Origin of the sequence: Alteromonas aquimaris (genome assembly GCF_026183695.1) — a bacterium.
Classification (GTDB): domain Bacteria; phylum Pseudomonadota; class Gammaproteobacteria; order Enterobacterales; family Alteromonadaceae; genus Alteromonas; species Alteromonas aquimaris.
Genome location: NZ_JAPFRD010000010.1, coordinates 252001 through 267101, shown reverse-complemented (window position 1 = coordinate 267101; position 15101 = coordinate 252001). Strand labels below are relative to the sequence as shown.

The 15101-nt window shown below is 43.0% G+C and carries 13 protein-coding genes; 8 read left to right on the top strand and 5 right to left on the bottom strand.

Going from position 1 to position 15101, the window contains the following annotated elements; genetic code table 11:
• Nucleotides 1-11 precede the first annotated feature (11 nt).
• Entirely contained in the window at nucleotides 12-569 is a 558-nt protein-coding gene (locus tag OPS25_RS08835; protein WP_265617337.1) for a hypothetical protein, read from the bottom strand.
• A 357-nt stretch (nucleotides 570-926) separates the two neighbouring features.
• Here OPS25_RS08835 and OPS25_RS08830 point away from each other — a divergent pair, with 357 nt between their 5' ends.
• The 6 genes from OPS25_RS08830 (at nucleotide 927) to pnp (ending at nucleotide 9425) form a co-directional block, all read left to right on the top strand.
• Complete coding sequence (locus OPS25_RS08830; protein WP_265617336.1) at nucleotides 927-1943, top strand: DNA topoisomerase IB; 1017 nt, start codon at nucleotides 927-929, stop codon at nucleotides 1941-1943.
• Between the two features lie 334 nt (nucleotides 1944-2277).
• Complete coding sequence (gene putP, locus OPS25_RS08825; RefSeq protein ID WP_265617334.1) at nucleotides 2278-3777, top strand: sodium/proline symporter PutP; 1500 nt, start codon at nucleotides 2278-2280, stop codon at nucleotides 3775-3777.
• 20 nt (nucleotides 3778-3797) lie between these two features.
• Nucleotides 3798-4904 (top strand): glutamate 5-kinase, encoded by a 1107-nt coding sequence (gene proB, locus OPS25_RS08820; RefSeq protein WP_265617332.1) that lies wholly within the window; start codon nucleotides 3798-3800, stop codon nucleotides 4902-4904.
• The gene (locus tag OPS25_RS08815) at nucleotides 4901-6148 is read left to right on the top strand and encodes a glutamate-5-semialdehyde dehydrogenase (protein WP_265617331.1); all 1248 of its coding nucleotides are present in this window, start codon (nucleotides 4901-4903) and stop codon (nucleotides 6146-6148) included. The genes proB and OPS25_RS08815 overlap by 4 nt, the downstream gene beginning before the upstream one ends.
• A 93-nt stretch (nucleotides 6149-6241) precedes the next feature.
• Nucleotides 6242-7132 carry a mechanosensitive ion channel family protein gene (locus tag OPS25_RS08810; protein ID WP_265617330.1) on the top strand — a complete coding sequence of 297 codons (891 nt, stop codon included), beginning with the start codon at nucleotides 6242-6244 and terminating at the stop codon, nucleotides 7130-7132.
• A gap of 178 nt (nucleotides 7133-7310) precedes the next feature.
• On the top strand, nucleotides 7311-9425 hold the full coding sequence (gene pnp / locus OPS25_RS08805; RefSeq protein ID WP_265617329.1) for a polyribonucleotide nucleotidyltransferase: 2115 nt from the start codon (nucleotides 7311-7313) through the stop codon (nucleotides 9423-9425).
• A gap of 200 nt (nucleotides 9426-9625) precedes the next feature.
• On the opposite strand, the gene OPS25_RS08800 is transcribed toward pnp, so the two are convergent.
• From OPS25_RS08800 to cdd, 3 genes are all read right to left on the bottom strand, one after another.
• A complete protein-coding gene (locus tag OPS25_RS08800) occupies nucleotides 9626-10480 on the bottom strand; it encodes a carboxypeptidase-like regulatory domain-containing protein (RefSeq protein ID WP_265617328.1) in 855 nt (284 codons plus the stop codon).
• 236 nt (nucleotides 10481-10716) lie between these two features.
• A complete protein-coding gene (locus OPS25_RS08795) occupies nucleotides 10717-11250 on the bottom strand; it encodes a hypothetical protein (protein WP_265617326.1) in 534 nt (177 codons plus the stop codon).
• Nucleotides 11251-11404: 154 nt separating this feature from the next.
• Nucleotides 11405-11791, bottom strand: a complete 387-nt coding sequence (gene cdd / locus OPS25_RS08790) for a cytidine deaminase (protein WP_265617324.1) — start codon at nucleotides 11789-11791, stop codon at nucleotides 11405-11407.
• 116 nt (nucleotides 11792-11907) lie between these two features.
• On the opposite strand from cdd, the gene nlpI reads away from it, so the two are divergent.
• Nucleotides 11908-12801: a lipoprotein NlpI gene (gene nlpI / locus OPS25_RS08785; RefSeq protein WP_265617323.1), complete on the top strand. Its 894-nt coding sequence runs from the start codon at nucleotides 11908-11910 to the stop codon at nucleotides 12799-12801.
• 11 nt (nucleotides 12802-12812) lie between these two features.
• On the top strand, nucleotides 12813-14279 hold the full coding sequence (locus tag OPS25_RS08780) for an SEL1-like repeat protein (RefSeq protein ID WP_265617321.1): 1467 nt from the start codon (nucleotides 12813-12815) through the stop codon (nucleotides 14277-14279).
• Here the strand turns inward: OPS25_RS08780 and cysZ are convergent.
• Nucleotides 14260-15021: a sulfate transporter CysZ gene (gene cysZ, locus OPS25_RS08775; RefSeq protein ID WP_265617320.1), complete on the bottom strand. Its 762-nt coding sequence runs from the start codon at nucleotides 15019-15021 to the stop codon at nucleotides 14260-14262. The genes OPS25_RS08780 and cysZ overlap by 20 nt on opposite strands.
• Between the last annotated feature and the right edge of the window lie 80 nt (nucleotides 15022-15101).

Here is a 15101-nt window from a genome sequence, read left to right as displayed (position 1 = left end):
ACCCTGTGGGGTTAGTGGATAGCTTCGACCACTTGTGAACTCTTGCGTCTTAGAACTTGTGTCACCTTGGCTGCGGATTGATTTTTTTTCAGGTTTATAACTAAGGCATAATGACGCGTTTTTATCGCGTGCCTAACGGTATCGATGATTTCAGTACGATCTGGCCGTAAACTAAATAAACCCGCTGCAAACAAACCGATAAAGAGCCCGGGGCTAATCAAGGCAATATAAGTGAAAAATGGGTTCTGTTGGGTAAGGGCCGGTCCGAAGTTAACCAGTAAAGATGCGGCGATCAAGCCAGCCAATAATCCAATGCCGCCAAGTAATAAGTGAGAGTTCCACATTGACTTGCCAATTGTCCGGCTGGAACCTTCCAGCTTCTCACTATAATGAGCATCATTGGGGTCTATCACCACAATTTGATTCCGATCAATGCCGGTGTCGTGATTCAATTCTTCGGCTGACAGTCGGGCATCTTCAGCGGTATCGTAAATGGCAGCGATCTGTAGGTGATTGGAATCAACTAACGTTTCCTTGAGCGTATCGTGATGTTCTGCCTTATGACTCATGCATCCTCCTTTTCTCTTAACGCAAGTTGCTAATTATTTTGCAGCCTTCACATGAATAGAATGAACAAAGGGGCATCTGTTAGTCAACTTTAGCTTATTAACTGTTTATATCCTTCAAACATCGTACCTGTTCAAACCTTAAACAGATAACCGCCTAAAAGTTAAAAGATTTTATTTTAAACACCCGGTCTTGACCTGCAAGAATGAGGCATAGCAGGAATAAATTTCGAGATGGCCTGCAATAATTTCTCATTTTCTGTCATAGGCAAGGACAAAAATAAGGGGGGAATGGCCAAAAATTTGTAAACGGATAGTGTATCAGGGCAGTAAGAAGTAGTGAATTTGACGGGGAATGACATGGGTCGCATTAATATGGAATCAGTTTCTTTAGACATTCTTAGGAAACGCCGTGGAAAAGGGTTCGAATATTTTTACGAATCTGGGAAAAAAGTTACCGATAAAAAACTGTTGAAACGCATTGACGGGCTTGTCATTCCACCTATTTGGAAAAATGTTCAGATAAGTCGTTCGCCTACACAGCATTTGCAAGCTGTGGGATATGATACCAAAGGGCGCAAGCAATATCTTTACCATGAAAATTGGCATAAAGCTCGTCAGCAGGAAAAATTTGCGAAGCTGAGCGATTTTGGTAGTGGTTTGCCTGAATTCAGAAAGTATTGTTGGAGTCATGTTCATGAACAACAATGGACAATGGATAAAACCTTATCCTTAGTGACGTTATTACTAGATCATACAGGGCTGAGGGCGGGTAATCGACAATATACAGAGCAGAACAATACCTATGGTATCACCACTCTCAGACGTAAACATGTTTATACAGATGGTGGGGCGGTAAGGTTAAATTTTATTGGAAAGCATAATAAAGATAGGAACGTTGAAATAGAAAACCCTCAACTAGCTGATTTGGTCTCGCAAAGTGCCGAGCAAAGAGGGTATGCGTTGTTCAGATTTATGGATGATGAGGGGCGTTGGCATGATGTGGATAGCGATGATGTGAATCATTTTATCCATACGCATTTGGGCAATGACTACTCTTGTAAAGATTTCAGAACCTGGGCCGCTTGTCGCTTTGGATTGTTCAGTTTACCTTCGATAAAAGAAATGGTCAGCCAAAGTCCACGTCGAAAATGGTCCACAACACTTACCAAGCACGTGGCTTCGATGCTGGGAAATACACCTGCAGTCTGCCAACAATATTACCTTCACCCGAAACTATATGAAGTGGTTGAAAGCCGTTCTGAGAGAGAAACTATTATTCGCAGAGTAGCTGAATATGCACCTGAAAATATTCTGCATGATAACGCAGTTTCCGCGACTGAAAGGCTTCTTAGTCAAATTATTGCAATTCAATGAATCGGGAGGGTATTTTGCCTTATAGTCATTATTTTTATACGTTAGATAATTTCCTACGTGCTGTTTCAAGCTTCTCGCCACTTCTCACTTTTGGCGTTCTGTAAAAGTAAGTGATTGAAAATATTAGTTATATAACTAGGTCTCTGTAATCGAGTAATCCTTGATATGACAGGCAAGGGATTACATATCTAAGTAAGATAAGTACTAGTTGATAAACTCCCTCAGTTGCATTCTAACGTAAGATATGAATATAATTAGTGTTCGAATTAATGGTGTTCGATGTAAAACTGCTTTGAACATCTTATATTTTAGTAACTGAGGTAATTTTTCTTTTATGCAAGCAGAGAGCTACATTTCACTGGCATTGTATTTTGTTGCGATGCTGGGTATTGGCTTATTCGCATATCGACAGTCAACAAGCGATATTTCCGGTTATATTCTCGGGGGACGTAAGGTCAGCCCTCAGGTCACCGCACTATCCGCTGGTGCATCGGACATGAGTGGTTGGATGTTAATGGGTCTCCCTGGCGCTATGTTTGTGGCCGGGTTTGACGCTATGTTTATCGCCATTGGCTTGGTGGCAGGCGCCCTGGTGAACTATTTGCTCGTCGCACCGAAGCTTCGTGTGTATACGGAGGTCGCCGACGACTCGCTTACAGTTCCTGAATTTTTTGCCAAGCGATTTGGTCAAGCAAATGCAAGTGTTCGAATCGTTTCAGCAGTAATTATTGTGCTCTTTTTTACGCTCTACACTTCAGCTGGCCTTGTCGCTGGGGGCAAGTTGTTTGAAAGTGCCTTTGCATTGGATTATCAGTTAGGACTTTTGATCACACTTGGTGTTGTGGTGTCCTATACTTTGTTAGGTGGATTTCTTGCGGTGAGTCTCACCGACTTTGTCCAAGGTTGCATTATGTTTGTGGCCCTGGTGTTAGTTCCTGTGGTGGCTTTTACTCAGTTCGACAGTGTCGAACAACTAAATGCCGCGGCATTTGAATCAATACCAAATTTAAGTGAGACGTGGCAGTCGCTAACGTTAGTGGGGTTAGTTTCCAGTGTGGCCTGGGGCCTTGGCTATTTCGGACAGCCTCACATCATCGTTCGTTTCATGGCGATTCGCTCCGTTGGCGCGGTTTCTACTGCACGGAACATTGGCATGTCGTGGATGCTCGTTACTATTATTGGCGCGTTAGCAACCGGGTTCGTTGGTATTGCCTATGCTAATCAATTTAATTTAGATGTGGCTGACCCAGAAACGATATTTATTATTTTTTCGCAAATATTGTTTCATCCGTTAATTAGTGGCTTCTTAATGGCCGCAATTTTAGCAGCGATTATGAGCACGATTTCATCGCAACTATTAGTGTCAGCAAGTTCGTTGACGGAAGATATTTTGAACGTGGTATCCACCAAACAAGCCAGTGCGAAGGCAACCGTGACCATGGGGCGGTTCGGTGTGGCTGGCGTGGCAATTGCAGCGTTAATGTTGGCCATGGATCAATCGAATAGCATCTTGTCGTTAGTCAGCAATGCGTGGGCAGGGTTCGGTGCAGCTTTTGGTCCGTTAGTACTGTTTTGCCTGTATAAAAAGGACCTGACGCACAAAGCTGCGTTAGCGGGCATCACTTCCGGTGCGGCCACCGTTCTGGTTTGGATTTATGTGCCGCTATTACCAGACGGGCAAACGTTAAGCAGTGTGATGTACGAAATCGTTCCTGGGTTTCTTGTAAGTTCGCTTACGCTGTGGGGAGTGTCAAAACTCGATACAGAGCCTGGCCCTAAAACTATACAGATGTTTTCAGAGGCTACTCAGGAAATGGCAGATCAAAAAAGTTAAACGTAAGGTGAGTGAGATACATGAGTTATAATTGGAAACGTGTGGTAGTCAAAGTAGGGAGCGCACTGATCTCTCCCAACAAGATTGGCTGTAGCAGCCACTATTTATTGAGTATCGCCCAGTTTATCGTTAAATGCCGAGCGATGGGCACACAGGTGGTGCTGGTGTCATCTGGTTCAGTGGCAGCCGGTGCACATCAGTTCAGCGACCATGAGAAATCTGAAATCGCAGTTAAAAAAGCGATGGCAGCAGCGGGGCAAACAGAAATGATTGCTACATGGGATAGATTATTTGACTTTCCTTCCGCGCAAATTTTGTTAACCCATGCTGACCTGCGCGACAGAGAGCGTTATATCAGTATTCGTGAGACTATTTTCAGTTTGTTGGAGCATGAGATACTGCCCATAATCAATGAAAATGACACGGTTACCACGGATAAACTTAAGGTTGGCGATAATGATAATTTATCGGCGATGGTTGCTGCTGCCGCCGATGCTGATGCGCTTATTATTTGTTCTGATGTAGATGGATTGTATGACAAAAATCCAAATGAACACGATGATGCAAAACTATTATCCTGGGTGGACAACATTGACCAAAGTATTTATGACATGGCCGGTGGCGCAGTTGCAGGTGGTGTAGGCACTGGCGGCATGCGGACTAAAATCGAGGCAGCAGAAAAAGCTGTTTCGCATGGAATTGATACCTTTATCGTCAATGGCTTTACCGAAACAACCTTTAATCTGTTACTGGATGGGAAGAACCCTGGTACCCATTTTCAGGCACACGATAAGCCTATGAAAGAAAATATTCATTGGATGCGTCATACGTCTAATGCACAAGGTGAAGTTATCGTTGAAAGTGATTTTGCCGCCTCGCTTGAAAGTGAAGCCGAACAGTTGACCAGCAGTGAAATTATTGACGTCAAAGGTGAGTTTTCGGTAGGTGACACCATTTTGGTAAGAAAGGATGATGGTACAAAACTAGTCAAAGCGCGCTCAAATTACAGTAGCTGCTTGTTGAATTTTATAGCCAAGCAAGACAATGAAGAATTTGCTCAGGAATTTGAGAAAAAAACTGGGCCAATTATTTCTAATAAGCATATAGCAAATTTGGAGAAAGAATGAGTTTAATTACACAACTAGCGCAAGAAGCCAAATCAGCGGCTTACGAGCTGGCTGTCTTGGAAGAAAGTAAAAAGAATGAAGTGTTGCAGGACATGGCTGATGCCATTCGTGCGAACAAACAAAAAATCATCGAAGTGAACAAAAAGGAAGTCGCTCGCGCCAAAGAAAACAATCTGGAAGCATCTATGGTGGACAGATTGGTTTTGGATGAACAGCGCATCGAAGATATGGCGGCGGGGATTGAAACTATTGTTGAGTTGCCTGATCCCGTCGGTGCCACACGTGAATTTGGCAAACGACCTAATGGATTGGATATTAAGAAGATGCGTATCCCGTTAGGGGTGGTATGCATGATTTATGAAGCGCGTCCTAACGTGACGGCCGATGCAGGTGCCTTGTGCTTTAAATCAGGAAACGCGGTTATTCTACGTGGCGGTAAAGAAGCCCTAGACACCAGTTTGGTCATCGCGGGCTTACTGCAGGATGTGCTGGAGAAACACAATTTACCTAAGGCGTTAATTACAGTCGTGCCAAATCCAGATCGTGGTTTAATGCAGGAATTGATGAATCAACGCGATTACATTGATGTGATAATACCGCGTGGCGGTGAAGGGTTGATTAATTATGTAACTGACAACGCAAAAGTGCCGGTAATCCAGCATTTCAAAGGAGTGTGTCATTTATATGTAGATAAAGATGCCGATTTGGATAAGGCAATGAACTTGCTGTTAAATGGCAAAACTCAGCGCACTGGTGTATGTAATGCGCTGGAGGGGTTATTGGTTCACCAGGCGATCGCCGGTGATTTTCTTCCAAAAGTGGCAGAGGCACTTCGCGAACATAAGGTTAAATTGCACGTAGATAAACGCACAAGCGAATGGTTTCCCGATGCCGACATCATTGATGAGTCCGGTTACGGTGAGGAATATCTTGACCTGGAAATCGCTATCCGCGTGGTGGATGATATGGATCATGCACTTCAGCACATTGCTCGCTTTGGGAGTAACCATACGGAAGTTATCTGTACCGAAGATAGGGCTGCAGCTTCGCGTTTCCAACGAACGGTTGATGCGTCGGTGGTAATGGTGAATGCATCCTCCCGCTTCTCGGATGGCAGTCAATTAGGTTTAGGTGCAGAGATTGGAATCGCCACCACCAAACTACATGCCTATGGTCCGATGGGGCTGGAGTCCCTTACCACTGAAAAGTACCTGGTCAATGGAGAAGGGCAAATCAGATCGTAACTGATGTGTATTGTATCAATAGCTTACCTTGTTCATAATGTTAAGCACCGGAAAATATTTCCGGTGTTTTTTTATTAATTAAGGAGTGGGTGAGTGACAGAAATTAACGCAGTGTGGAGTGAAGTGGTAGCAATATTGGTGACAAATAAATTGCTCGCCTCTGCGTTATTAATAGTTGTTTTTCTTCTAGTAAAGCGTCTGATCCTTAAGATTATTAAAAAAAGAAGTAATCGAAAAGGAGAAGACACGAGGCATCAGATTACCATCCTTGCGCAATTGGGCAATGCGTTTCTCATTATCCTCCTGATGATTGTATGGGGCTCGGAAATTCAGTCTTTGGCGATTTCAATTGCTGCCTTTATGGTGGCAATTGTGTTAGCTACCCGAGAGTTTATCCAATGTTTTATGGGCTTCATTTATTATCTCGGGGCCAGACCGTTCAGGGTAGGTGACTGGATACAAATGAATCAGAATCTGGGTGAAGTGGTGGAGATGGATTGGGCTAAGACCGCTTTGCTGGAAGTCGATCCGGAATCTTTTTCGTACACGGGTAAGCATATTTACGTGCCAAATAGTCAATTGGTAACGCAAACGGTAAGAAATCTAAACTTCCTACGTCGTTACACCATGCATACATTTTCGTTAACGAATGAGCCTACCGTGAATGCCTACAAGTTGCTACCTGCGTTTATTGCCAGGGCACGGGCTCATTGTGAATATTTCCGTGATGTGGCAGAACGGTATAAGGGATTGATTGAGCGTAGTTTGGATGCAGAATTTATTTCCATCGATCCGGATGTGATGGTCGAAACTAATGAATATGCTAAGTTGATTGTAACTGTGTCGTTATTCTGCCCTACCGATCAAGCGTATTCTCTACAACAAAAAATTAGTGCCGACTGGATGAGTCTGTGGTTTAAAGAATTGCAAGAGCAGCAAGAACAAGAGGATAAATTAAGACATGTCGATCAAACATCAGCCTAAAAAGTAAAAAGTAAAAAGTAAAAAGTAAAAAGATGCTAGAGAAACGCTACGGTGATTAAAAACATGGTTTCTGCAGCGGCATTTTGATTTCATAATGGTATTAGCTTCTTTTCGCGGCTATACTATCGGCCGCGTTGAAAAGCGAAACAAAAATAGAATTGAATAGAAAGGACAAATAGTGACTCCTATTACTAAATCATTTCAGTATGGTCAGCATACTGTAACGCTTGAAACGGGGGTTATTGCCCGTCAAGCAACCGCTGCCGTTATGGCAAGCATGGATGATACGGCTGTTTTAGTGACAGTTGTAGGCAAAAAAGAAGCCAAAGCAGATCAGGACTTCTTTCCGTTAACTGTAAACTATCAGGAAAAAACCTACGCAGCGGGAAAAATTCCAGGTGGATTTTTTAAGCGAGAAGGTCGCCCTTCTGAAGGTGAAACACTCACCGCACGTCTTATTGACCGCCCAATCCGTCCATTATTTCCAGATGGTTTTAAAAATGAAGTTCAGGTAGTGGTAACGGTCGTTTCTGCGAACCCTGACATTCCTACAGATATCATTTCGATGATAGGCACCTCTGCTGCTTTAGCGATCTCCGGTATGCCGTTTAATGGCCCGATCGGTGCTGCACGTGTAGGTTATTCGGATGGTGAGTATTTATTAAATACCCGTACCACTGAACAAGAAACCAGCCAACTCGATCTTGTTGTTGCAGGTACCCAAAATGCAGTACTTATGGTTGAATCTGAGGCTTCCGTGCTTTCAGAAGATATCATGCTTGGTGCGGTAATGTTCGGCCATGAGCAAATGCAAACGGTGATCAATGCCGTTTCTGAATTTGCAGATATGGTTGGCAATGACAAGTGGGATTGGCAGCCTAAAGAAGAAAATACTCAGCTCAAGCTTTTAGTAAAAGAACTTGCTGAAAAAGGTATGACAGAAGCGTATCAAATTTCAGATAAAATGCAGCGCAAAGATGCGGTCACTGCGGTTACTGAAAAAGCTTTGGCAGAAATTATCGAGCGTGATTCTGAGCAGGATCAAAAAGAAGCGTTAGACATGCTCCATGAGCTGGAAAGTGATGTAGTACGTTCACGGATCCTAGACGGTCAACCGCGCATAGATGGCCGTGAACCAGCGATGGTCCGCGCGTTGGACGTATCCACTGGCATTCTTCCCAGAGCACACGGTTCAGCCGTATTTACTCGCGGAGAAACACAGGCACTTGTAGTAGCTACGTTGGGCACAGAGCGTGATGCTCAGATGATTGACGAACTACAAGGTAAACGCGATAGCCGTTTCATGCTTCACTATAACTTTCCTCCATACTGTGTGGGCGAAACCGGCATGATTGGTTCTCCAAAGCGCCGTGAGATAGGCCATGGGCGTTTAGCTAAGCGTGGTATTCAAGCGGTTATGCCAGATGAAGCTGATTTCCCTTACGTGGTTCGCGTAGTGTCTGAAATCACTGAATCAAATGGCTCTTCTTCCATGGCTTCTGTGTGTGGGACTTCATTGGCGCTGATGGATGCTGGTGTACCGATTAAGGCATCCGTTGCCGGTATCGCGATGGGCTTAGTTAAGAGCGACGAAAACTTTGTAGTGCTATCAGATATCTTAGGTGACGAAGACCATTTAGGTGACATGGACTTTAAAGTTGCCGGAACCACCGATGGTATCACCGCGCTCCAGATGGACATCAAGATCGAAGGTATCACTAAAGAAATCATGCAAGTCGCTTTGAAGCAAGCTAAAGAAGCGCGCTTACATATATTAAAAGTGATGGATGAAGCCATTGGCGGACATCGAGACGAGTTAAGTGAATTTGCGCCACGCATATACACGATAAAAATTGATCAAGATAAAATTCGTGATGTTATTGGTAAAGGCGGCGCGATGATTCGTCAGATTACCGAGGCGTCAGACACTAATATCGAAATCGAAGATGACGGTACCATTAAGATCTTTGCCACCGAACGTGCAAAATCGGAGATGGCCATCAGTATGATCGAAGCGGTTACAGCTGAGATCGAAGTGGGTAAAACATACCACGGTAAGGTTACTCGCATTGTTGATTTTGGTGCATTTGTGGAAGTATTACCTGGGAAAGAAGGGCTAGTACATATTTCACAAATCGCTCACGAGCGTGTTAACAAAGTGGCGGATTATCTATCTGAAGGCCAAATGGTAGACGTAAAGGTAATGGAAATTGATCGCCAGAACCGTGTTCGCCTAAGCATAAAGGAGTTGCTGGAAAAGCCGGCTGCTCCGGAGCAACCTAAAGAAGACTAAATTTCGACTGACTTAAGTAGGAAAGAGAGCGCATGACGCTCTCTTTTTTTGTGCACAGAAAAGGGTAACCTAAAAGGGCGGGTAAGCTTGTTTAGCCCATGCAAAACAAGCGCGTGTACAGCAGAAGACTTACTTTCATTTAGCTTAGATAAAAAGCTAATAGACAAAGTCTATCGGAATAAAATATAAGTTGTTCCTAATCAATCGCTATTCGGAATGATAATAAAATCATAGCTAGTGAAATTTCGGTATGAAGCGGAAATAGCCATACCATTTTCATCTAGCGCTATAACGTCAAATAGATAATACCTTCCTTCCTGAAATTTATCGGTGTATTGCCCAATGTTTAGGTGATTTTCATTAGTTTTTAAACTAGCAGGAAAAATATGTTTACTTCTATAACTATCAGGATTAGTTTTTTCGTAAAACTGAACTTCGTATGAATATGCTTCGGGGTACTTTTCCCAAGAAATATCCGCATTTTGATCTAATACCAAGGTATTTGTAGCGACACTCTTAACCACTGGGCGAACATAACTTAAATTTAAGCCTTTACCTTCCTTGTCACTAGAAGCACTAACAAGGTCATTTGATGTATGATTTCTGGGTGAGTCTATTAACCCTGACATTACGATATTGGCAGAGTCGTAGTCTAGCTCGTATCCGTCAATTTGATATTCGCCTGCTGGCACAGAAATATGATAACGTCCATTAATATCTGTGGTTGCCCATTGGCTCATTACTGCACCATTAAGCCCTAAACGTAACTTAACACCTTGAATTGGTTTGCCTTCTCCTAGAACTGAACCTACGATAATCGCGTCACCACTGCTTAGAATTTTGTTACGATCTTCAACAAAGCTTCCTGAAAAAACAGCAGAAGATCCATAAAACCTTTCAGGTCGCTCAGTAACAGGTGGAGCTTCCAAAACGACCTCTTCTACTGAACCTTGATTCTTTATGTTGATAAAGTGGAAGTACCCCCAAACAACAGCAATAAATGCTATTGCAAACCCTGCTCCAAACAGTAATCCATTAATAAATTTTTTTAACATAACCTTCCTTGATAAAGAGTTTAAGAATCTAGGTTAATTCAAAAACATAACATTAGGAATATTCAAATAAATAAAAGAAAGGGTTTCCTAGCGGTAAATGGTATATATTGGTCAATTAAGGTGATAAGTCATTCTAATACAAGGCTAATCGTACATCTAATATCTGTTGCGCAAATTAAAACCCTTGTTTTTACATAGAGTTACAATGCTATAGTAAAGCTAAAGCCACTAAAAATTCATTTAGTGGCTCCAAGTTGACTCAATAGCCCGTTTAACAGACGGGGTTTTTTAATTTCACAGTCGATACTAATCAGTTCCGCAGTGAAGCGGTTGATTGCAAGTGTTTTCGGGCTAACTTTACTAATTGGACTTTTTACCGCGGGAGCAGGGGGAATATGGAATATTGTGTTATCTCGATAATAAAAGAGACTAGCCGTAGCCGATTTCGGGAGTACACCAGTAAACTTTATCTTGAATCCGTAGTTATTTTCGCCATTAATAGATGATAAATCTTTACGGTAAAATAATGTGACTGATTCTATCCAGTTTTTCCCTTCCGCGGCCAAGATGAAGTTTTCGGGAGCAGGGGAATTTCCATCTTTTGCGATGTACCAACCGACGCATTCCTTTCTACTTATTCTTTCAACCAACCCTCTGGATTTTGATTTACTTTGGGGGGTGATGTTTCGATTTTTATTACTTTTTAATTTTCGAGAAAATCCATTGATAATACGAAAAATCGTTCTTCGTGTAGATGCAGACTTATCCATTGTTTAGTTTAACTCTTTTATACTTTTACTAGTAAAATCCAACTCTGTTTTGTCAGTAAGTGGGATTCGGACGCAGTAAAGGGTCTTCCTCTTCCACTATCTAAACGCGATTGAAAATATAAAGCACGAGCGTTGCGGGGAACCGGACGGTTAACTAGTCCATGTTGAAAGCAAAGGGCAACAACTCATCTAACAGAACACTTTTTTCTTTACCCTGCTGGCTAAACATAACAATCTCGGTATTTTTATCAGCGAATTCGGCGATTTTTTGCCGACAGCCACCGCAGGGGAAGCAAAGCATATCATTGGGACTTACAATGACTATTTTGTCTATTTTAGTACAGGCGTTGTTTACCATCGAACCGATGGCGGTCGCTTCGGCACATTGGCCAAGGGGGTAGGCAACATTTTCTACATTACAACCAGAATAGACATTTCCGTCATTGCCTAGAATTGCAGCACCAACTTTAAATCTGGAGTAGGGGGCATACGCCTTTTCTTGCGCAGAAAGGGCATGGTTCTTAAGGGTTTGATTATCCATATTACTTTATAATTAGCGTGTTATACTTTACTTTTACAATCAAATACGCGATTGTGACGACTTTGCGCTGCTTACAATGTGCAGCTTTCCATTTGTTTTCGAGATTTCTTTTTAACATGCGCCACTCTATAAGTCTCACTTTATTTTTATGTAGCATTTTATTCTTAGGGGGTTGTGCAAAAACCAACCCGCCAAGTAGTTCCAAAGCAGAAATGGGGAACTTGTTACTCGCAGAGCCCGCACCTATTAACCCACGTTCCCAGATGGCAATTGCGCGCTATAATCAGATCCTGGCCAGTGAAGCCATTAATGATGAAGATAAAGCAGAATTGTACTACCAACGGGGCATGTTATATGACAGTGTTGGCCTGGCTGGTTTAGCTCAGTTCGATTATTCCCAGGCTCTGGTATTGAAGCCAGATATGGCGGAAGCCTATAATTCTATTGGTATCCACTATATCCAGCAGATGGACTTTATCCAGGCTTATGAAGCATTTGACTCTACATTGGACATTAATCCTAACTACGACTTTGCCTTTTTAAATCGAGGTATTGCCCTCTATTATGGTGGTCGTTCGGATCTGGCGATAGATGATCTCAATCGTTTTCTGGCTATCGATGAGAGCGATCCGTTTCGGGCTCTATGGACGTATTTTGCTGCCGCGGAAGTTGATGCTGAAGCGGGAAAAGTCAAATTAAAGAAGATGCGAGAAAAACTAGAGCCGCTTCACTGGGCATCAAAACTAGTAGATTTGTTCCTGGGTGAGCTGACCGAACAGCAGGTTCTGGCGGCGTTACTCGATGGTATTTCGAGCCAGAAAGAGCTTACTGACAGATTATGCGAAGCGTATTTTTACCTAGGAAAATTCCATACCCAACAAGGTAACCGAGGAATTGCCGCGAATTATTTTAAACTCGCGTTAAGCACTAATGTATTTGATTACGTCGAGCATCGTTACGCCAGACTTGAACTTGTACGTCTTCGCAACCCAGATAATTTAGCTGAATAAAGTCTTAGTTTATGCGCGGATTTTTTTTGGCTTTGGCTTTGTGCTTTTTGCTGTCAGGTTCGACTGGGCAGTGGCCTGCACAATTATTCTTTAATGCAAGTCAAACCCCTCAGGCAGGCATGCTACTTTGGTTAGCCGCGAAATCAGGCGACGCTGAAGCACAAACTTCGTTAATCGACTATTCAGTAAAAACTAAGCAGACATACTGGCTGAAGAAGCTCGTTGCACTGGGTCATCCCGGGGCGGCCTGGTCGCTACATCGTTTGCTTTCTAAGGACGATAAGGATCAAACACTAGTTCAAATGGCTGCCAAAGGTAACGTGCCAGAAGCGCAGTTGGCCTTTGCGATGACTACCGAAAACGCGAGCGTCCGAGAAAAATGGTTACTCAAGGCATCAGCGAATAATTATTTACCAGCTCAAGCTGCGCTAGCAGATTGGTATCTCCTAAAGGGTAACGTAAAAAAAGCGCGTCCGCTGCTTGAGAAAACACAAGGTGCTTTCACCCAAAGTGCGTTTTATCTTGGCCGAATTCTCATTGATGAAGGGAAACATAAGCAAGGCTTAGAGGTTTTGCTCCGGGCAGTCGAAGAGGGTCACCCAGAAGCAGAGCATTGGTTAGATTTAATTGAAAAATATCCTCAGCGCACGGTAGACTCCATTGGGCCGGTCGATTGGCCCACACATAAACAATGTTTACAACGTATTCAACTATTTACCACATCTCTTGCTACCACCGAACGAGCGAACGATATTTACCAGCATTTCACTAGTGATAAAAGATTGATGGCATTACCCATCTGTGTTCAAAGGCCGGTAAGGATTAAAGCGGAGACGCTGAGTTGTAACGAAAATTGGCGTAAGAGTGGTCGCCTTGGGTGTGATATACGACCCCTCTCGTTTGCTGTGAAGACCAGAGACCTCACCCATGCTGTTATCTTTTCTCAATCAGGAAAAGCGAATGTCAATAATGGTGTTATGTTTTTAGATGTGACAGATAGCTACGATGTGTTTGTACACGAACTCGCCCACTTTGCTGGTTTTATTGATGAATACCCATTATCCAATGGAATGGCAAATCGTTATTGTAATCGCCAGGAAGCCCCCAATCTTATTTTCGACGGTGAATTAACGTATGCGCCAATTGAAACCCTCACCCGATGGCAAAACCAACCTGAGTTCTCAGGTATTTGGCAAGCAAAAACCTGTGCAAATGCTGACATAAAGGCCTACAAGCCTACTAACGACATTACCTTTTTGGAACATCACGACAGTGGGAAAATTCCTCCTGTGTATATAAAGCTGTGGGAGCAACAATTGAAAGATCCCACTGCTTCCAGGCCCATCTACATGAACCTATTCCAATCGTTTTATCGTAACGGGCAGGCGACACAAGCTGATATCTGGTTGCGAAAATATGAACGGTCAAAGCAAACCACCATCCATTCAAATGTTAGCCTTAAGGCCTCGTCTGATTAATTCGCCTGTCTAAATCGGGGCGTAGTTTCTCAACCCACATAGCCGTGGCTCCGCAAATCGCCACCGGCATAACGATGAAATTGATTATTGGTATTAAAGAGAAAATGTTTACCATAAAACCGAAAGACAGCGCCGAACCTTTATGTTGACCAAGGTGGTCGCGCATAGAAGAAAATTTGATTTTGTGATTATCGTATGCGTAATCGCAATATTGAATGGCCATCATCCACGCACTGAACAAAAACCATATTGCCTGACCGATAAGCGGAACAAATAAAAAGATGAGGAAAAAACCAATCGCTCTAGGAATATACCACATCAGCTTCGATAGCTCGCGACCAAGTACGCGAGGTATGTCCCGGATCAAACTTAATACACCCTCGTCTCCAAGGGGTTGTCCGGTAAGGTGACGTTCGACTTTTTCGGCAAGAACGCCGTTAAATGGTGCAGCAATCCAATTCGCTAATGTTCCAAATATCAGCGCAAAGATAAGTAAAACACTGATAACAGCGATAGGCCAGAGAATAAACGCCAGCACATCCTTCATCCACCCTAACCAATCAGGGATACTCGAGATTAACCATGTAATCCCTAATTCAATCTGTCCAAACAAGAAATAGAATGCGGTCGCAAATAAAATCAAGTTAACCGTTAAAGGGATTAACACAAACCGTTTCAACCCTTTTGTTTTGATAAGACCGAATCCCATCACAAAATAACTGATCCCACTTTTCGCTGGCATTTTTATTCTCCTGATAACACTCACAGCAGATTGTACCGCTTTTACCTCCCCCAAAAAAATCACAATTGTTACAGGCTATG